Annotated in this window: 17 protein-coding genes; 13 read left to right on the top strand and 4 right to left on the bottom strand. The window is 68.6% G+C overall.

Translation table 11 applies throughout. The features are described from left to right. The first annotated feature begins 421 nt into the window (after window positions 1–421). The 4 genes from AAF604_18610 (at window position 422) to AAF604_18625 (ending at window position 3,088) form a co-directional block, all read left to right on the top strand. Window positions 422–586: a hypothetical protein gene (locus tag AAF604_18610; GenBank protein MEM7051686.1), complete on the top strand. Its 165-nt coding sequence runs from the start codon at window positions 422–424 to the stop codon at window positions 584–586. 62 nt (window positions 587–648) lie between these two features. Beyond that, complete coding sequence (locus AAF604_18615; GenBank protein MEM7051687.1) at window positions 649–1,056, top strand: ATP-binding protein; 408 nt, start codon at window positions 649–651, stop codon at window positions 1,054–1,056. 13 nt (window positions 1,057–1,069) lie between these two features. Then, complete coding sequence (locus AAF604_18620) at window positions 1,070–1,423, top strand: STAS domain-containing protein (GenBank protein MEM7051688.1); 354 nt, start codon at window positions 1,070–1,072, stop codon at window positions 1,421–1,423. A 120-nt stretch (window positions 1,424–1,543) separates the two neighbouring features. Further along, window positions 1,544–3,088: a SpoIIE family protein phosphatase gene (locus AAF604_18625; GenBank protein ID MEM7051689.1), complete on the top strand. Its 1,545-nt coding sequence runs from the start codon at window positions 1,544–1,546 to the stop codon at window positions 3,086–3,088. 26 nt (window positions 3,089–3,114) lie between these two features. Here the strand turns inward: AAF604_18625 and AAF604_18630 are convergent, their stop codons facing one another. Beyond that, window positions 3,115–4,428, bottom strand: a complete 1,314-nt coding sequence (locus tag AAF604_18630) for a metallopeptidase TldD-related protein (GenBank protein MEM7051690.1) — start codon at window positions 4,426–4,428, stop codon at window positions 3,115–3,117. A 126-nt stretch (window positions 4,429–4,554) separates the two neighbouring features. Between AAF604_18630 and AAF604_18635 the strand changes: the two genes are divergently transcribed. Together AAF604_18635 and AAF604_18640 are read left to right on the top strand one after the other, a co-directional pair. Continuing rightward, a complete protein-coding gene (locus tag AAF604_18635) occupies window positions 4,555–6,225 on the top strand; it encodes an amidohydrolase (GenBank protein ID MEM7051691.1) in 1,671 nt (556 codons plus the stop codon). Continuing rightward, window positions 6,222–6,962 carry a protein-L-isoaspartate(D-aspartate) O-methyltransferase gene (locus AAF604_18640; GenBank protein MEM7051692.1) on the top strand — a complete coding sequence of 247 codons (741 nt, stop codon included), beginning with the start codon at window positions 6,222–6,224 and terminating at the stop codon, window positions 6,960–6,962. Before AAF604_18635 ends, AAF604_18640 begins: the two co-directional genes overlap by 4 nt. Window positions 6,963–6,996: 34 nt before the next feature. Here the strand turns inward: AAF604_18640 and AAF604_18645 are convergent, their stop codons facing one another. After that, window positions 6,997–8,967 (bottom strand): AAA family ATPase, encoded by a 1,971-nt coding sequence (locus AAF604_18645; GenBank protein ID MEM7051693.1) that lies wholly within the window; start codon window positions 8,965–8,967, stop codon window positions 6,997–6,999. 10 nt (window positions 8,968–8,977) lie between these two features. Next, the gene (locus AAF604_18650) at window positions 8,978–10,285 is read right to left on the bottom strand and encodes a DNA repair exonuclease (protein MEM7051694.1); all 1,308 of its coding nucleotides are present in this window, start codon (window positions 10,283–10,285) and stop codon (window positions 8,978–8,980) included. A 231-nt stretch (window positions 10,286–10,516) separates the two neighbouring features. On the opposite strand from AAF604_18650, the gene AAF604_18655 reads away from it, so the two are divergent. The 7 genes from AAF604_18655 to AAF604_18685 are packed head-to-tail and all read left to right on the top strand — an operon-like array spanning window position 10,517 to window position 17,358. Further along, window positions 10,517–11,200 (top strand): RDD family protein, encoded by a 684-nt coding sequence (locus AAF604_18655; GenBank protein MEM7051695.1) that lies wholly within the window; start codon window positions 10,517–10,519, stop codon window positions 11,198–11,200. After that, window positions 11,197–12,165, top strand: a complete 969-nt coding sequence (locus AAF604_18660; protein ID MEM7051696.1) for a stage II sporulation protein M — start codon at window positions 11,197–11,199, stop codon at window positions 12,163–12,165. Before AAF604_18655 ends, AAF604_18660 begins: the two co-directional genes overlap by 4 nt. After that, a complete protein-coding gene (locus AAF604_18665; protein ID MEM7051697.1) occupies window positions 12,162–13,211 on the top strand; it encodes a hypothetical protein in 1,050 nt (349 codons plus the stop codon). The genes AAF604_18660 and AAF604_18665 overlap by 4 nt, the downstream gene beginning before the upstream one ends. Continuing rightward, the gene (locus tag AAF604_18670; protein ID MEM7051698.1) at window positions 13,208–13,993 is read left to right on the top strand and encodes a hypothetical protein; all 786 of its coding nucleotides are present in this window, start codon (window positions 13,208–13,210) and stop codon (window positions 13,991–13,993) included. Before AAF604_18665 ends, AAF604_18670 begins: the two co-directional genes overlap by 4 nt. Next, window positions 13,990–15,069 (top strand): hypothetical protein, encoded by a 1,080-nt coding sequence (locus AAF604_18675; GenBank protein MEM7051699.1) that lies wholly within the window; start codon window positions 13,990–13,992, stop codon window positions 15,067–15,069. Before AAF604_18670 ends, AAF604_18675 begins: the two co-directional genes overlap by 4 nt. Next, a complete protein-coding gene (locus AAF604_18680) occupies window positions 15,062–16,006 on the top strand; it encodes a MoxR family ATPase (protein MEM7051700.1) in 945 nt (314 codons plus the stop codon). The genes AAF604_18675 and AAF604_18680 overlap by 8 nt, the downstream gene beginning before the upstream one ends. A 53-nt stretch (window positions 16,007–16,059) precedes the next feature. Beyond that, window positions 16,060–17,358 (top strand): DUF58 domain-containing protein, encoded by a 1,299-nt coding sequence (locus AAF604_18685; protein ID MEM7051701.1) that lies wholly within the window; start codon window positions 16,060–16,062, stop codon window positions 17,356–17,358. A gap of 189 nt (window positions 17,359–17,547) precedes the next feature. Here AAF604_18685 and AAF604_18690 read toward each other — a convergent pair whose 3' ends face one another. Next, a complete protein-coding gene (locus tag AAF604_18690) occupies window positions 17,548–17,757 on the bottom strand; it encodes a hypothetical protein (protein ID MEM7051702.1) in 210 nt (69 codons plus the stop codon). Between the last annotated feature and the right edge of the window lie 51 nt (window positions 17,758–17,808).

Below are 17,808 nucleotides of genomic sequence, written 5' to 3' on the forward strand. Positions count from 1 at the left end.
CAGGCTGCTGTAAAAAAGGCCGCTTTGCGGCTTTTCCAGCGCTGCTAGCTGGCTGTTTCAGGAGTGCGCGGCGAGGGGGGCTAGAGGCGCGGAGTGACACAAATGCGGTCGAGTCTCGTAAAGACAGTGAAGAGCTTGCTCTTAGCGTATGGATTTACATGTGGTCCAAAATGACCCGCACGCGACATTTTGTCCCTTTCGATTGAAACGAGCCCCAATTTGGGTCCTTGGGGCATTGCCACGGGACACTTGTCCGACAGGCGCGACAATTTGTCCCGGAAGATGTGGGTCAGTAGTTCTCCTTGACATTGCGGTGAACCCTTTAAGCTTCTGAAAACAGGGATCTTAGATCCAAAGTTCGTGGATTCTCGACGAAGGTGGCAGAGCCTTTGCTTAGTAAGAGGGCAAGGGAGCAGAGGAGATGACCACCATGCTAGAATCCGTCCGCAGGCACGTTGCAGTTCCGCGCGTATCGTCCAAGATCTTGTTCGCCATCGGAACGACGGCTAGTTTTGGCTGGCTTCTGATGAACGACATGATTCACCCGATCGTGATCTATGCTCTCGAGCTCTACCTGACTTTCTGAGTCCTCCTGTACGAGCGCCCCGGAATAAGATGGCTGATCAGGCCATACTGAGGGAGGTCAGTTTGACGCTCCCGCTGGCACCGGACGTCGAAGTTGCGGCGAGCAATGCCGCGACGGCGATGGCCGAGTTCATGAGCATGAGCACGGACAGGATCGACGAAGTGCGCATGGCGGTGATCGAAGCTTGCATCAACGCCATCGAGCACAGTCGAGCGCCGGACCGCAAGGTGTTCCTGACCTATGAAGTCCTCGGCTCGGAAGAGCCCGAAACCCTCCGCATCACGGTGCGTGACGGCGGGATCGGCTTTCATCCGGACGAGGTCGAAGAGCCCAAGCTACGCGAGAAGATCGGGACCGACAAAGACAAGCGCGGTTGGGGGCTGAGGATCATTCGAGGCCTGATGGACGACGTGCAGATCCACTCCGGTGGCGATGGCACGACGGTGGTCATGACGAAGGCGAGAGGATGATGGGGACGCGGAGATGACTGAGAGTCTCAAGGTCACCGTCGATCAGCGGGGTGATGTCTCGGTGATCCACACCGAGGGCTACATCAACAACCAGGGCGGTGAAGAGATCGCCCGGGTGGCCTACCGGCTGATGGATGAAGAGGGGCGTAAGTGCCTTCTGCTCAACCTGGCCGGCACCAAAATCGTCAACTCGATCGGTATCTCGATCCTGATCGAGATCATCGAGCGCATACTCGAAGTCGACGGCAAGATGGCGTTCTGCTGCCTGACCCCGACGATCGAGAAGACCTTTCAGATCATGGGGCTGGCTCAGTACGCCGGAATTTTCGCCAGCGAAGAAGCGGCCCTCGAAGCACTGGCCGCCTAGCCGTCCGTGGAAGAGCGCTCTGAGCGGTTCCGGCTGTGTCGCGCCGCGGCCGGATGCCCCGCAGCTTCAACAACCCGCGCCCTCTCGCCGAGAAATCCGGTGAGAGGGGCCGGCTAGCGCGTGTCGACCCAGGACTACGCCAGCCTGCTGGCGGATCTCGGGAGGCGGGCCAATGGCCGCTCCCTGGCGCGCCATCTCCTCACCCTCTGGTATCAGAGCGTCGGCGCCACCGGTGCCGCCTTCTATCGCCGCAGCGACGACCAGCTCTGCCGTGAGCTGACCAGCGGCGAAGGCACCTTCCCGGCCGAGGCAGCATCGTCCGATGAGCATCTCGTCCTCGGAGACGGCGTGCTGGTCGTCGCGGGGGATGCGCAACCCCGGGTCAATGCCGAAGCCCTGGCCTTGGCGGCGGTGATGCGCGCCGATCGCCTCGAGCAGGAGCTCAAGCGGCAGCATTTTCAGGCCAACTTTCGAGGTGTCGAGCTCGAGGCTCTCTACGACGTCGGCCTCGCCATCGCCTCGACCTTGGACCTCGAGGATCTCTCCGACGAGGTGTTGCTGCGCGCCGTGTCGTTGCTCGATGCGCGCCGTGGAGCCCTCTTTCTCGCCGAGGGCGGGAGCTTCCAATGCCGCCAGACCTTCGGCGGCGAGGCGCGGCAGGCCTGCCCAATGGACCATGCCGGCCTCGAGCGCCTGTTCGCGGCGGCGCCGGGGGCGGACGATCACCTCTTCGCCGATCTGCTGCCGGGGGTGAGCCATCTGCTGGCCGTGCCGGTGGGAGATCGGCGCGGGCTTCTGCTGCTCGGGGACAAGGAGAGTCGACGCGGCATCGGTCCATTTCCGGACGAAGATCGCCGCACCCTCTCGCTGTTCGCCAATCAGGCGGCCATCGCCCTCGAGAACGCTCGCCTCCACCGCCAGGCCCTCGAGGCCGAGCGCCTGGGTCGTGAGATGGAGCTGGCGGCGGAGATTCAAGGACAGATTCTTCCCGATCGTCTGCCCGAGGTGGCGGGTCTCGAAGTGGCGGGCTGGAATCGGCCGGCGCGCCAGGTCGGCGGCGACTACTACGACCTGGTGTTGACCGGCGAGGGGCGCCTCGGTCTGGCCCTGGGAGACGTCACCGGCAAGGGTATGCCGGCCTCGCTTCTGGTCTCGACCCTGCACTCGTCGCTCACCTTGCTGCGCGACCGCAGCGATCTCGGGCCGCGGCTGGTGGAGCGCCTCAACCACCACGTCTTCGAGAGCTCGGCGTCCAACAAGTTCATCACCTTGATCGTCGCCGAGCTCGATGCCACCAGTGGCAATTTGGTCTACGTCAACGCCGGACACAATCCCGGCCTGCTGGTGCGCGCCGATGGCGCGGTGGAAAAGCTCGTCGCCGGTGGTCTACCCCTGGGCCTGCTCGCCGACAGCCGCTATCAGGCGCGTTCGATCATGCTCGAGGCCGGCGATCTCCTCTGTCTCTACTCGGACGGCATCACCGAGTGCGCCAATCCCGAGGACGACGAGCTCGGCGAAGAGCGCTTGGCTGAGATGTTGGTGGAGCGCCGCGAGGTGGCCCTCGGCGACATCATCGCCGACATCGACGCCGAGACCCAGGAGTTCGCTGCCGGCTTACCGCAGGGTGATGATCAGACGGTGGTGCTGGTGAGACGGTCGGGCTAGGTGCCCGCGGCTTCCCAGGTCATCGCTCAGGACAGGCCGACCGCCTCCGGGAAGGCCATCGGCGGCGTGACGATACCCCCCAGGACGGACTGACGCAGGTCGAGACAGAGGGCTTCCCGGCCGAGGCCGGCAATTCGCGAGAAGAGGCGCGAGAGGCGATCCTCCCAGAGCAATTCGCCGATCGACTCGGCGCGCACGCCGCCGCGGATGCGGCGCACTCCCCGTGCCCTTGCCCGGAAGGAGAGGGTCGCCGGGTCGTAGCATTCGAGGCCGTCGATCCAGCCGATCCACAAGCCCTCGCCGGTGAGCTCGACGAGCTCTGTCTCGCGCAGCTTCCCGGCTCCGACGAACAGGTTGCCGGCCACCGATTCCTTGGCGGCGACGGCGAGCGGCGTCACCGGCCGGCCGAGGGTGGTCGAGAGGGCGTGATCCACCGCCGGGCTGCGCACCACACCCTCGACGATCAGCTCGATGTTGCGTTTGCGGGCGCCATAGAAGTCGAAAGGGAAGGGCAGGCCGGCGTCGTCTTCGCCGCGATCGCCGAGCGACAGGGCGGCGTCGAAGACCTGGTGCCCGAGGGAGCTTCGCAACCACGAGCTCTCGTCGTGGAAGGACTGCGCCGACAGGGCGTGGTGGTTGAGTAGGAAGATGAGCTGGGCGATCACTTCCGCCGACAGCACCAGACCGAAGGGCTCCGCCGGGAGCTCGCCACCGGCCGCCGGACCACGCCGCTGACGAGCCCGTTCCAACGTCGCCGCGGCGTCGAGACGGCTCAACTGCCGGGCCGAGGCGGCGGCTCGACCGGCCCCCGCTCCCTGGCCGCAGGTGATCTCCAGGGTGGCGCTGGTGACTTCGGCCTGGCGCTCGAGTCCCTTGCTGTTGGCGACCACCACCCGGGCCTCCGCCCAGGACAGTCGGCCCGCTTCCTGATCGTCGAGGCCACGCTGCAGGATCTCGTGCGCTGCGGCGCCGTCGAGGGCTGCCAGCTCGGGGTCGTAGGCACTGTCGAGGGCGGGGGCGCTGCGCCCCCGCTTCGAGATCGGCCGAACGTCTTCGTCGCTCGGGCCCAGTCGCGCCAGGCCGAGGGCCTCGCGCACCGCTCCCTGGAGCTCGCCGCGGGTTGGAAAGGGGGTGCGATAGGAGCCGTAGCGGCCGCGCTCGAGCACCCGTACGGCGATGGTGCGCTCGACCTTTTCGGGCGGGGCGTCGTCGGCGGTGTCGGCGGAGCGTCGGCGGACCTCGATCCAGGCGAGCTCCGTTTCGTCCGCTGGAGAGGTCTCGAGGGTGTCGGCGATCAGGGCTCGAATGTCGCTCACGGCGAGGAGCTGGGCGTGCGGCACGGCAAAGATCTTAGCAGCCGCTCCCGACCATCGATCGCCGGTGACCTTGCCTCGGCGGATGGCTTGTCCTTTGCATTCTCAAGCGGCAGAATGCGGGACGAGACCAGACTTGAGAGAGCCCAGATCATGATCAGAATGCTCCTTTGCTCCGTCCTCGTCCTCCTTTCGCCTCTCAGCGCGGCCGCTCGAGAGGACGCTGCCGACCTCTTGCTGAGGCAGGGGGTGTTCTATCCGGTGGAGCCGCCGGAGCCGGTGGCGGGTACCTTGGCGGTGCGCGATGGGCGCATCGTCTATCTCGGTCCCGACGACGGTGCCGATTCCTTGGTGGGGCCGGATACGGAGGTCATCGACCTCGCCGGCCGCGCCGTGATTCCCGGGTTGATCGATGCCCACTCCCACCTCGCGGGCCTCGGCGATGCGTTGGTCCAGGTCGACCTGGCCGGGGTCGACACCTACGAGGAGGTGATCGAGCGCATCGCCCGGGCCGCCGCCCAGAGCACTCCGGGGAGCTGGATCCAGGGCCGCGGTTGGGATCAGAACCGCTGGCCGGGCAAGCAATTCCCGCACCACGCGGCGCTCAGCGCGGCGGTGCCCGACCATCCGGTGTGGATGCGTCGCATCGATGGGCACGCGGCGTTGATCAACCAGCGCGCCATCGAGGTGCTCGAGATCCCGGCGGACATCGCCGATCCCTCCGGTGGGCTCTTTCTACGCGATGCCGAGGGGGGCCTGACGGGGGTCTTGATCGACAACGCCATGGCGCCCTTCCGCAACCGCCTGGACCGCGCCACCGGTGCCGAGCTCGAGCGTCGCATCCAGCTCGCCGCCGAGACCTGCGTCGCCCTCGGGCTGACCACCGTGACGGATCTCGGAGTCGGCGACGAGGTGATCGCCGCCTATCGGGCGCTGGCGCGACGTTCCGAGCTGCCGCTGCGGGCGTCGCTGTTCCTGGGCGACGATGCGGCGCTGCTCGATCGCTGGTTCGAGGCCGGGCCGCTGATCGACCCCGAGGCGCGTGTTTCGGTGCGGGCGATCAAGCTCTATGCCGATGGTGCCCTCGGTAGCCGTGGCGCCGCCCTCATCGAGCCCTATTCGGACGATGCCGCCAATCTCGGTCTTCTGACCTCGACCAGTGCCCACCTCGAGACCGTCTCGCGCCGCGCCCTCGAGCGCGGCTTCCAGGTCGGCGTGCACGCCATCGGTGACCGCGCCAACCTGGTGGTGCTCGACGCCTTCGAGCGCGCCTTCGGGGGACCGCGGCCGGCAGCCCGCTTCCGCATCGAGCACGTCCAGGTGGCGCGGCCGGCGGACCTCGAGCGCATGGCCCGCCTCGGCGTGATCGCTTCGATGCAGCCGACCCACGCCACCTCCGATATGCCGTGGGCCGGCGACCGGGTCGGCGACCAGCGCTTGGTCGGGGCCTATGCCTGGCGCAAGGTGCTGGACGCCGGAGGCCGGTTGGCTTTCGGCAGCGACTTCCCGGTCGAGAAGCCCGATCCCCGCCACGGGCTCTATGCCGCCGTCACCCGCATGGATCTCACCGGCAAGCCCGTCGGGGGTTGGCTGCCGGGAGAGCGCCTGACGCGTCAGGAGGCGCTGCGCGCCTTCACCCTCGACGCCGCCTACTCGATTTTCCTCGACCACGAGGTGGGATCTCTGGCCGTCGGCAAGCGGGCCGACCTGGTGGTCTTCGCCGGCGACCCGATGAGCGTTGCCGAGGCCGAGCTCGCTCGTTTGCCCATCGATTTGACCCTGGTCGACGGAGCCGTCGTCTACCGACGGGGAGGTGAACCATGACAGCACTTCGTTGGCGCTCGGCGTCGATCCTGGTCGGCTGGGCCCTGATCGCCCTCGCCGGCGCCGCCTCGGTATCGGCCCAGAGCGCGCCGCTGGCGGGACCGCTGAGCGTCGAGCGCAACGCCATGCTCGATCAGCTCCGCGGCCGCGGGGTGACCGATGAACGGGTTCTGGCGGCGATGGCCGAAGTGCCACGCCATGACTTCGTGCCCGAGTCGCTGCGCTTGCGGGCCTACGAAGACAGCGCCCTTTCCCTCGGTCACGGCCAGACCGTCTACCAGCCCTACATCGTCGCCTTGATGACCCAGCTCCTCGACCTCGGGTCCGGGGACAAGGTGCTCGAGATCGGCACCGGCTCCGGCTACCACACGGCGGTGCTGTCGCGGGTCGCCGGCGAGGTCTACTCGATGGAGATCATCGAGCAGTTCGCCGCCGACGCTCGGCGGCGCCTCGACCGCCTGGGATACGACAACGTCCAGGTACGCGCCGGCGATGGCTACAAGGGCTGGCCCGAGGCCGGCCCCTTCGATGCTGTGATCCTGACGGCGGCGCCGCCGGAGCTGCCCCAGCCCCTGGTCGACCAGCTCAAGGTCGGCGGCAAGATGGTGGTGCCGGTGGGGGAGTTCTTCCAGGACCTGCGGGTGATCACCAACGGCCCCGACGGCCTCGAAACGGAGAGCATCATTCCGGTGCGCCTGCAGCGCATGGAGGGTGCGATCCAGGGCGGACGCGAGTAGGGGACGCCAGCGGCGGGAAGGCGGGCGGGCGGCCTCAGGCGGAGTGGATGTGGCCCTCTTCGATGCGGTAGATGCCGACCGGCACTTGTGCCCAACGCGGCTCGTCGCGCAGATCCGCGACCAGATCGCAGACCTCCGGTTGACAGGAGAAGAAGATCACCTGGCCGTGACGGGCGAGCTCGAGGGCGACGGACATTACGGCCCGCCGACGCTGGGGATCGAAGCGCACGTGGATGTCGTCCAGGATGATCGGAAGGGGGTCGCTCTTGCGCGCCAGCTCGCGGGCCAGGCCGAGGCGCAGGGCGAGATAGACCTGGTCCGCCAGGCCGCTACTCCAGGTGCCTTCGCCCTTGCGGCGTAGGCCCACTTCTTCGAGCTCGAGGGCGCCGGAACCGTCGTCCGTCGACACCAGGCGATAGCGCCCGCCGGTCATCAGCGCGAGCAGGTCCGCCGCGCGCTGTAGCACCCGCGGCCGGCGCTCCCGTTCCCAGGCCGAGGCGGCGTCGCCGAGGAGCGATTGGGTGAGGGCCAAGCGCGCCCAGTCCCGGACGCCGCGGTGGCGCCGCTCGACCAGCGCCTGGTGGGCCATCCGGAGCCGTCCCGGCCCGTCGTCGCCGGCCAGCTTCTCGAGCCTCTCGCGCAGTGCGCCGATGCGGCGTTCGCCCTGTTGAATCTCCTCCTCGAGGCCGTGGAGCTCGACCACCAGGGCGTCCTCCGACTCGAGGGGATCCCCCTGATCGAGGGCGCGTTCGAAGCTCGGCTGCTGGGCCTCGTCGCCGACCAGGGCGGCGAGCTCGAGGCGAGCGCTGTGCTCTTCGTCCCGGGCCCGCTTCCAGAGCTCGTGCTGCCGGGACCGTTCGAGCAGCAGTTGGCGGTTTCCGCCGGCTTCCTCGAGCAGGGCGGTGAGCTCGGCGCGGCGGGCCTCGAGGCGGTAGTCGAGGAAGTGGTCGAGGGACTCGTCCCCGGCGGGTCTTCGCGGTCGCGCCAGGATCCACACCAGCAAGGCGCCGAGAACGGCGACGGCGAGGGCGCCGGTGGGCTCGCCCTGGGAGACCAGGAAGGCGGCTCCGGCACCGACGGCGAGCAGTCCGAAGATCAGGCTCGGCACCGACAGGGCGGTGCCGCGCTGGCTGGAGGCCTGCTCGGCGGTGGCCTCGAGGGAAGCGATCTCCTCCTCGAGATCGGCCAGGCGGCGCTCGCCATCGGCCGGGAAGTCGGCGGCGACGGCGTTCTCTTGCAGCGCCTGGCGGGCTTGCTGCAAGCGCTTCCAGGGGCTGCGAGCCCGCACCATGCGCTCCACCCGCTCGCGCTTGCTCTGGCAGCGGTGACGGGCCTTCTGCAGCTCCGTGAGGTTTTCTTCGAGCTGGCGCAGCTCGCCCTGGCAGCGGCGATACTCGGCGGCCCGCTGGCGACCTTCGGCGAGCGGTTCCTCGAGGTGCTCGAGGCGCTCTTCGAGACGGTCCAGAAGCCGGTTGCCAGGGCGCTGGCCGACGATTTCCGCCATCCGCCGGTCGAGCTCTTCGAGGGCTCCGGGCAAGGCGTCGGCGCCGGCCCCCATGCCGCGTGCGAAGAGCCGGTCGCGGGTCGCCCGATCGGTCAGGATGTCGAGCCCTTGGAGGTCTTCGAGGCCGACCGCGAAGAGGCGTTCGTAGCTCCGTCGGTCCATCCCCCAAAGCCCTTCCGGGGTCAGGGACTCGTCGCGCGCGGCGGTCGGCAGGGCTTCATCGACGATGCGGTGGGTGCGGCCTTCGAGATGCAGGGTGAGGACCCGTCCGGCGTCGGTCACCACCCGCAGCCGACCGCCGTGATTGCCCCCGGCCAGCGGCGGATAGCTGTTGCCCCGGCGCCGGCCGACTCCGAAGAGGGTCGAGCGCAGGAACTCCATCAGGGTCGTCTTGCCGGACTCGTTGGGTCCGTAGAACAGCGCCAGCCCTTTCGGCACGGCGCGCAATCCCTGGTCGTGAAAGACCCCGAAGCCGTCGATGTGAAAGCTGTCGATATGCACCGGCGGGGCCTCAGGTGGGAGTTTCGCCGCCATCGGCGAGCAGGTCGAGGCCGAGGGCTTCGGCTTCGTCGATGAGGGCGAGGAGCTCATGGTCCTCCATCGTCCGCACGATCGCCGCCAGGCGAGCGAACTCGCCGCGTCGGCCAAGGCGCTGCCGAATCTCTTCGGCTGGCGCCGTCTGCTCGCGCAGGCGGTCGGTGGCGCGGAGGAAATCACCCAGGGAGGACTCTTGCCGTCGCAGTTCGGCGGCGTCGAGGGCCGGCCGCGAGGCGATGCGCACGGATTCGATCCACACCTGGTCGTCGCGGTCCTTCTCACCGCGGCGCAGCGGTTGGGCCAGGTCGCGCTCGGCATCGATCTGCTGCAGAAGCTTGTGCAGGGGACCGCGACCGATCAGCTCGAGCCGGAGGACCGTCGGCCGCGGCCGCCCGTCCGGCTCGCGGGAACGCTCCCGTTCGCCGGCGATGACCTGATGGATCTTGTCGAGTAGCCGTTCGAGGTCGGGCACCTCGGCGATGTCGAGCAGAGCCCGGGACCAGCGGACGACGTCCGTGGCGACGAAGCGCGGGTGGGTCCGGTAGCCACCCTCTTCGAGGGCTTCGACATCGACCAGGAAGCAGCCGTGGGGTCCGATCTCGCGCGGGTGCCGGCCTTGGGGTGTGCCGGCGTAGACCACCGTCGGATGTTCGTCGCCGAGCACCCGTGGGGCGTGGGAGTGGCCGAGGGCCCAGTAGTCGACGCCGGAGCGCTCGAGGTCGGTGAAGGAGCACGGTGCGTAGGGTGACGCCGTCTGCCCTTCGACCACCTCGCAGTGGAGCACGCCGATGGAGAAGGTGTCACCGCTGGCGGCGAAGCGCTGCGCCAGGTTCTCCTCGACCACCCGTTGGGCGTAGCTGATGCCGTAGACCGCGGCGAGGTCTTCGCCGCGTCGCCGCACCAGCACGCGCTCGATGCGATCACCGCCAAAGCGGTGGGCTCCCGGTGGCAGGGCGAGGCCGGCGTCCCAGCCGGACAGGGGGTCGTGGTTGCCGTGCGCCACGAAGCAGCGGATGCCCTCGTCGGTCACCCGCTCGAGGCCGGCGCGAAATCGCAGCTGCGCCGCCAGGCTGCTGCTCGCCGAGTCGTAGACGTCGCCGGCGACGATCAAGAAGTCGGCTTCTTCCCGAATCGCCAGGTCGACCACCCGCTCGAAGGCCTGGAAGGTCGAGGCGCGCAGGGTCTCGGCGATCTCCGGATCGACCGTGGCGAGCCCTTCGAAGGGGCTGTCGAGATGCAGATCCGCACAGTGGACGAAGCGCAGGATTCGGCGGGAAGACATGCCAGTCGGGCTCTTTTTTCGATGGATGGATCGATCGATGCGCATGGTAAGGGTTGAGAGGGGGGATTGACAAGCGATGCCCGGCCGACGACTCGACCGAAGACGAGGAAAACGGCCTTTCCGCGCGTTCAATTCTCGGCGGGTCCTCGCCGGTGCTGGGGTACGATGGGCGCCATCGAATCCACCCTCGAAATCGCCGCGCCGGCGTGGTCGTAGACGCCCTGCTCAGAGATGAAAGACGAAACCGTTCTCGGCATCGACAACATTGCCCTCGAGCTGCCCATCGCGGGCCTCGGCAGTCGGTCCCTCGCCGTCACCATCGACTACTTCCTGATGACGGTGATCAATGTGGCGCTGATCTTCTTGCTGATCTTCGTCGGCGACGAGCTCTTCGATGGTGGTTGGATCGTGGCGCTGATGGCGCTGGTCGGATTCTTGGTCCATTGGGGCTACTTTGCGGTCAGCGAGATCGTCTTCGGCGGTCAGACCCTCGGCAAGAAGGCCTTGCGCCTGCGGGTGGTGACCCGCCAGGGTGGGCGACCCGGAATCTGGGCACTGTTGATTCGCAACTTCATCCGGGTCGTCGACCTGATCGTCGGAGTGCCTCTGATCGCCTTCGATCCCTTGGCCCGGCGCCTCGGCGACCGCCTCGGTGGAACCTTGGTGGTGCACGGCCGGGAGCCCGGCCACGAGGTCGTCCTCGGCCGCACGCCGGCGACCTGGGGTAGCCGTGAGGTGGCCCTCGCCGAGTCCTTTCTGCGGCGCAGCGACGAGCTCGACCGGGCGCAGTCGATTCTCCTCGCTCGGCGCCTGCTACGGCTGGTCGAGCGGGACGAGCCGGAGCTGCTCGCCGGCGCCAACCTCGAGGATCCCTTGGAGGCCTTGCGGCAGGCCCTCGACGTCCGCGAGCGATGAACGGCTATCAGCGCTTCGTCGCCGGCCGAGAGCCGGTTTGGGATGCCTTCGAGCAGTCCCTCGAGAAGGCCGGGCCGAAGCTGCGCCGTGTCGGCTACGAGGACCTCGAGCAACTGTCCTTTCGCTACCGGCAGATTCTTCACGATCATGCCTTGGCGGCGCAGCGCTTTCCCGAAACCGGCGCCGCTCGCCGCCTGCGCCGCCTAGCCCTCGAGGGAACGCGCCGTCTCGCCGGCGAGAACCGGGGGCGGCGGCGGGGCCTCGGGCATTTCTTCGCGCAGCGCTTCCCGCGCGCCTTCCGCGCCCAGGCCGGGACGACGGCGGTGGCGGTGATCATCTTCCTCGGGGCGGTCGCCCTCGGGCTGATCGCGGCGGCGGCGCGGCCGGAGCTGGGGGTCGCCTTCGTCGGCGAAGAGGCGCGCCAGGGGCTGGCCGAGGGCGAGCTCTGGACCGAAGCCCTCGGCACCACCGTGCCGTCGTCGACGGCGTCATCGGAGATCGCCACCAACAACATGTCGGTCGCGATGACGGCCTGGGCCGGCGGTGCCCTGGCAGGCCTCCTCAGCCTCTACATCCTGCTCCTCAACGGCGTCATGCTCGGCGCTGTGCTGAGCCTCACGATGCACTACGCCATGGCGGGGCAGCTGTTCGAGTTCATCGCCGCCCACGGTCCCCTGGAGCTGACCCTGATCGTGGTCTCGGCGGCGGCCGGTCTGACCCTCGGGAAGGCTCTGGTGGCGGCCGATGATCGTCCGCGCGGCGTGGCTCTGGCCGATGCCGCTCGCAGCTCGCTGACGGTCATGCTCGGCTGTCTGCCCTGGTTGCTGGTGCTGGGGGTGGTCGAAGGCTACATCTCGCCCGCTCCGGGAGTGCCGGCGGTGGTCAAGACGGCCGTCGGCCTTTCCCTGCAAGGAATCTTTCTGATACTCGCCTGGAACCCCTGGCTGAAGGAGGCTGACTCTTGACGACGGCTCGCATTCTTCCGTTCCGCATGCTCCTCGATGAGGGCATGAAGCTCACCCGCAGCCGCCTCCGGCAGCTCTACCTGCCCTTTGCGTTGCCGATGGTGGGGATTTCGGTGCTCACCGTCCTGGCCCAGCTCGGCATGATGCAGCGCTTCTCGGTCGGTGACATGGCCGGCGGCGCCGTCATCATCTTCGCCATGCTGCTGGTGGCGATGTTGAGCTACCTGGTCTATGTGGCGGTGGCGGTCACGGCTCTCGATGTGGTTGCGGACCGGGCGGTCGACTTCCGACGAGCCTATCTCTTCGCCCTCAGGCCGAGAGCCTTCGGGACTCTGCTGCTGATCGGCATCCTGGTCTTCTTCGCCTTCTTGGCCTGTCTGGTTCCGGCTTTCTACGTGATTCCTCTGCTCAGCTTCTGCCTCCCGGCGATGGTCGAGGAAGGGCGCTATGGGAGCCGCGCCATCGAGCGCAGCGTCGAGCTCGCCGGTCTGAATCCGCTGGACAACTTCCCCCACAACCCCCTGATGCGGGCCTTCGCCCTGGTGGTGGTCGGCATGGTGCTGTCGTGGGCGATCTCGTTTCTCATCCAGTTGCCGTTCGAGATCTTGCGCCAGGTACTGATCTTGCGCGATATCGGCGTTGGTGAAGATCCCTTCGCGATCCAGGCGTCGCCGGTGTCGCTCTCGCTGCAGCTCGCCGGCTCGGTGCTCGGAGTCCTGGCCTCGACGGTGCTCTCCCTCTACATCAGCCATTGCTCGGCGCTGCTCTACCACGACACCGTGCGGCGTCGCGAAGGGGGAGACCTCGAAGCCGCCCTCGGTGAGCTCGACCGCATGGCACCGGGCAGCGGCGACGTCGCCACGGCGCCCGCGGCGGTGAATCCCGGCGTGGTAGCCGGCGGTGGCGGTGCTCCGGCCGCGCCACCGGCGCTGGATGCCGAGACGGCGGTGGAAGGAAGCGCTGCCGGCCCGGCAGAGGGGGGCGCCGCGGAGGAGGATGGCGCGGCCCAGGATCCCTTGCCGCGGGATGAGGATCCCATCCGTTGAGGCGCCGTTGGCTCGTTCTCGCGCTGGTCGCGGGCCTGGTCGGTGGTGAAGGCTTCGCCAGCGCGGCCGGCGAGCCGGCCGCTGCGCCCCGCAGTGCCGACGGTGGTGCCGACCAGACGGAGCAGGAGCCTCCAGAGTCCGAAGCCCCGGCCGGAGACGAAGCGGAGCTCTCGGAGTACGAGCCGGTCGATCTCGCCGCGGTAGCGGCCGATCGTGAGGGTCTCGAGGGCATCTATCGCCAACAGAAGATCGTCGCCCGAGCCGAGGAGCCCGGTGCCGCCGATTACCTGTCCTACGCCATCAAGACCTGGTTCGAGACCCTGACCCGACGGGTGGTCTTGCCCAGCCTGGCTCCGAAGACGGTCCTGGTGTTGATCGCCTCGGTGGTGATCGCCTCGGCGCTGACCGTTTTCGCCTGGTTCCTCCTGGCGCTGGTCGGCCAGCGCCGCCCGCGGCGGCGCGCGACCTTGGCCGGCCCGCTGGTCGGCGAGCCGGCCGACGGGCCCCTCGATGCCACCGCCTGGTGGCGGATTTTCGGTCAGCGGCTGCGGTCTGGCGATGCCGACGCTGCCCTCGAAGCGCTGTGGTGGTGGCTAGCCCGCTCGCTGGCGGGCTCCGAGGCCGATCCGAGCTGGACCGGGCGTGAGCTCCTGAGGCGTGCCGAGCGCCTCGATCTCAGGGATTCCGTGGGGCGCCTCGATCGCCTGCGCTACGGTCCGGAGGGCGCCGCCCTCGGCGAGGTCGAGCGCCTCGCCAGCCGCCTGGAGGCAAGCCTCTCGTGAAACGGCTGCTGATCGTCGGCTCGGTGCTGCTGGTGGTGATGGTGCTGGCGGTGCTGCTGGCCGACCACAGTCCGCCGGCGAGCTCCCTGTCGAAACGCGCCGGTGGGTTGCTGGCGGCGCGGCAGCTGGTGGAGCTTCAGGGGGTGGCGACGGAAACCCTCGATCGCGATCCCGAAACCCTCGAAGAGGAGCTTTCCGGGACCTTGGTTTCGATTTTCCCGTGGCGCCTTTTTTCGCTGCGCTCGGAGGAGCGCGGGGAGTTCCTGCGGCGCTGGCGCGGCACCGCGATCCTGCTCTATTCGGGCAATCTGAACGACGACGAGGACACCACCTTCGGGTCCTTCGACATGCCCCTCGCCGCGGTGCGCGACGATCCCCCGGTGGCGCCGGCGGAGTGGTTTCGCTATACCCGCGAAATCTGGACCGTCGAGGCCGAGGCCGAGGGCTTCGAGCCGCTGGTCATGCCGGCCGTCACCTGGGTTCCGCTGGCGCCGGCGGGGTCGCGGGTGCTCTACCGCGCTCCCGGCGGTGAGCCGCTGGTGTTTGCCGTCGATCGCGGCGTCTCGCGCTTTTGGGTGATGCCGTTGCGGGCGGTGGTCAACTCGTCTCTGCGCCAGGGAGGCAACGCCGATCTGTTGGCTTCGTTGGCCGCCGAGGTGCCGTCGCCGTGGATTTTCGACGAGCACGCTCTCGGCGTGCGGGGAGCCGACGTTGGCGAGGACAACCCCGTCGGGCGGAGGGTCTTTTCCTTGCTCGGCCTGCACCTGCTGGTGCTCTACGGGGTGAGCGCCTGGGCCCTTGGTCGGCGATTCGGAACGCCGTGGCGGGAAGCGCCGGTGCTGGTCGGTTCGACGGCGATCTTCTTGCGCGGCCTGGGAGCGCTGCATCGACGGGCCGGCCACCATCGCGAAGTCGCCGAAGCCCTGGTGGCGCGCTCCGAAGAGCTCGACAGCCGCCTGCGCCTGGCCTCGTCCTGGCGCCGCGAGGCCGCCCGGGTGACGGCGAAGGGTTTCCTGGAGTGGGCGAGAAAACTGGCGGTACGACGCCGCTTGGGAGGAGTCGATAGTGATGAGTGAGACGCAGCAGGGGGCGGCGGTGCAGCGCCTGGTCGACGCCGTGGAAGGCACCATTCTGGGCCAGCGGGCGGTGGTGGAGTCTCTCGTCGGGGCCTATGCCTCGGGCGGTCATGTGCTTCTCGAGGGCATGCCGGGATTGGGCAAGACGCTGCTTGCCCGCACCTTTGCGGATTGTCTCGGGGTGCCCTTCCGGCGGGTGCAGTTCACCCCCGACCTGATGCCGGCGGACCTCCTCGGCACCAACGTTTTCGAGGCCTCGAGCCAGAGCTTTCGCCTGCTCAAGGGGCCGGTGTTCACGCAGATCCTGATGGCCGACGAGATCAACCGCACGCCGCCCAAGACTCAGGCGGCGCTGCTCGAGGCGATGGAGGAGGGGCAGGTGACGATCGACGGCGAGGCCCACCGTCTGGCGGAGGGATTCTTCGTCATCGCGACGCAGAATCCGATCGAGCTCGAAGGGGTCTATCCGCTGCCGGAGGCCCAGCTCGACCGCTTCCAGATGCGCATCCGCCTCGACGTTCCCGCCAAGGAAGCCGAGATCGAGCTCTATCGGCGGGCCTTGGCCGGAACCCTCGGGGCGGCGCCGGCGGAGCCGGCCCTGAACGCCGACGAGGCCCTCGGTCTGCGCCAGGCGGCGGGTGCCGTACACGTCGCCGACGAGCTGCTCGACTACCTGTGGCGCCTCGCCGAGGCGGTTCGCAGGTCACCCCATCTCGAGATCGGGGTCAGTCCGCGGGGAGCCTTGGCGCTGCTCGGGGCGGCGCGCTCGTCGGCCTTGATCGAGGGCCGGGACTTCGTTCTGCCGGACGATCTCAAGCGCTTCCTCGACGCCTGCTGGGGGCACCGCATCCTGCTGCAGGCGGAGTCCGAGCTCGAAGGTCACACCCCTGCCAGCGTCTTGAGCTCCCTGGCCGACGAAGTCGAGGTTCCTCACTAGTGAGGGCGGGGTCGGCGCCGGCGCCGAGAATCCTGCTGAGAAGGCCGGGCTAGATGCCTTCGACTCGCCTGTTGGCGGCCCTCGGGCTGGTCACCTTGCTGCTGCCGGCGGGGCTGCTGCTGCCCTGGATGGTGCCGATGGCCTTCGCCGTCGATGCCCTTCTGCTGCTCGCCTTCGCGGTCGACTTGCGGCGCGCCGCGGGGGCCTCCCTGGAGGCGCGCCGGGAGTGGCCGCCGCTGCTGGTGCAGGACAGCCCGGCGGTGGTCGAAACGGCGGTCACCTCGCGGGCCAGCCGAGCCCTGCGGCTGCGCCTGCGGGAAGGCTTGTCGCCGGCCTTGGCGCCGGCGCCGCGGCGGCACGAGATGGAGCTACCGGCCGGTGGTCGTGGAGAGTGGTCGGTCGAGCTCTCGCCCAGCCGCCGCGGCGATCACGCGGTGGCGCCCTTGACGGTGCGTTGCCTCGGGCCGTGGGGGTTGGCCTGGTCGCAGCGCGACCTGCTGCCGGTGGAGCGCCGGGCGGTCTTCCCGCAGGTTCGCTGGCAGGGCAAGGTCGGTCAGCTCCTGGTGCTCGCCCAGCGCCGCCAGCTCGGCACTCCCGATCGCCACCTACGGGGCGTCGGCAGCGAGCCCTACGGATTGCGCGAGTACCTCCCCGGGGATCCCCTCAACCGCATCCACTGGAAGGCGACGGCGCGTCATGGGCGGCTGGTGACGCGCGAGGAGACCTGGGAGCGCGGCGCGCGGCTGGTGGTCTTGATCGACGGTGCTCGGGCGATGGCTTCCCTCGACGGCGCGCGCAGCAAGCTCGATCATGCCCTGGCCGCGGCCCTCGCCCTGACGCGGGTGGCCGCCGCCCGCGGAGACCAGGTCACGGTGGTCGGGTTCTCCGATCGCGTCGAGCGTACGGTGCGCGTCGGGCGCAGCATGGCGGCGGCCTATCGCGCCCTCTACGACTTCGAGGCCCGGCTGGTGGAGCCGGCCTATGACCTGGCGGTGGAGGCGGCGATCGACGCTTCGCCGCGGCGGGCGACGGTTCTGTTGTTCACTTCGGTGGTCGACTTGGTAGCTGGCGAGGTCCTGCGGGATGCTCTTTTGAAGCTCGAGCGGCGCCATCGGCCGATGTTGATCAACCTTCAGGATGCCGAGCTCTCTCACCTCGCCCTCGACCCGCCGGTCGATGCCGACGCCGCCTATGCCCAGGCGTCGGCGCTCGAGATCCTGCTCGCCAACCGGCGCCTGACCCAGCGCATGCGCCGCGCCGGCGTGCGAGTGGTGCAACCGGTCGCCGATCGACTGGCTCTGGAGACTCTGGAGAGTTACCTCGAAATCTTCCGCGGTCGCGGTTCTCGCTGACCGTTGGCTCCGAAGGTGATTCCGGGCTGCTCGCCGACGCTCTCGGCCCTTGGGGAGGATCAGGCGCCTGAGATCCCGTCAGCGCGCAAAGAAAAACCCCCGCTCTCTTCAGAGAGGGGGGATTCTCGAGTCGCCGCGGCGCCCCTGGCCTTTCCCCACGGCAAGCCACCGGAAAGGTGGCGATGAGGGTCAGTCGTCGAGTCCGAGGGTTCCGCGCAAGGCCTGACGGATGATGTCGGCCTCGGTCCGGCGCTCGTTGAAGGCCTTCAGGCGGAGAGCCTCGGCTTCGTCCACCGGCAGCCAGAAATTCTTCCGAACCATCCCACTCTTGGTGAGAGTCGTGGTGCCTCCCCGCGGTCCGACCCTTTCGTCGAGCTGGTTTGTTGCATCACTGATCATGGCAGTTTCCTCCTGAGAGTAGGGGGTGAAGGTCTTGGGCATCGCATCGCA

It is taken from the genome of Acidobacteriota bacterium (assembly GCA_039028635.1).
Lineage (GTDB): Bacteria > Acidobacteriota > Thermoanaerobaculia > Multivoradales > JBCCEF01 > JBCCEF01.

What these genes read in the sequence shown, in the direction of transcription:
- AAF604_18610 (MEM7051686.1), top strand. Translation starts at nt 422, where the DNA reads ATGACCACCATGCTAGAATCCGTCCGCAGGCACGTTGCAGTTCCGCGC.
- AAF604_18620 (MEM7051688.1), top strand. Translation starts at nt 1,070, where the DNA reads ATGACTGAGAGTCTCAAGGTCACCGTCGATCAGCGGGGTGATGTCTCG.
- AAF604_18635 (MEM7051691.1), top strand. Translation starts at nt 4,555, where the DNA reads ATGATCAGAATGCTCCTTTGCTCCGTCCTCGTCCTCCTTTCGCCTCTC.
- AAF604_18640 (MEM7051692.1), top strand. Translation starts at nt 6,222, where the DNA reads ATGACAGCACTTCGTTGGCGCTCGGCGTCGATCCTGGTCGGCTGGGCC.
- AAF604_18650 (MEM7051694.1), bottom strand. Translation starts at nt 10,285, where the DNA reads ATGTCTTCCCGCCGAATCCTGCGCTTCGTCCACTGTGCGGATCTGCAT.
- AAF604_18655 (MEM7051695.1), top strand. Translation starts at nt 10,517, where the DNA reads ATGAAAGACGAAACCGTTCTCGGCATCGACAACATTGCCCTCGAGCTG.
- AAF604_18660 (MEM7051696.1), top strand. Translation starts at nt 11,197, where the DNA reads ATGAACGGCTATCAGCGCTTCGTCGCCGGCCGAGAGCCGGTTTGGGAT.
- AAF604_18680 (MEM7051700.1), top strand. Translation starts at nt 15,062, where the DNA reads ATGAGTGAGACGCAGCAGGGGGCGGCGGTGCAGCGCCTGGTCGACGCC.
- AAF604_18685 (MEM7051701.1), top strand. Translation starts at nt 16,060, where the DNA reads ATGCCTTCGACTCGCCTGTTGGCGGCCCTCGGGCTGGTCACCTTGCTG.
- AAF604_18690 (MEM7051702.1), bottom strand. Translation starts at nt 17,757, where the DNA reads ATGATCAGTGATGCAACAAACCAGCTCGACGAAAGGGTCGGACCGCGG.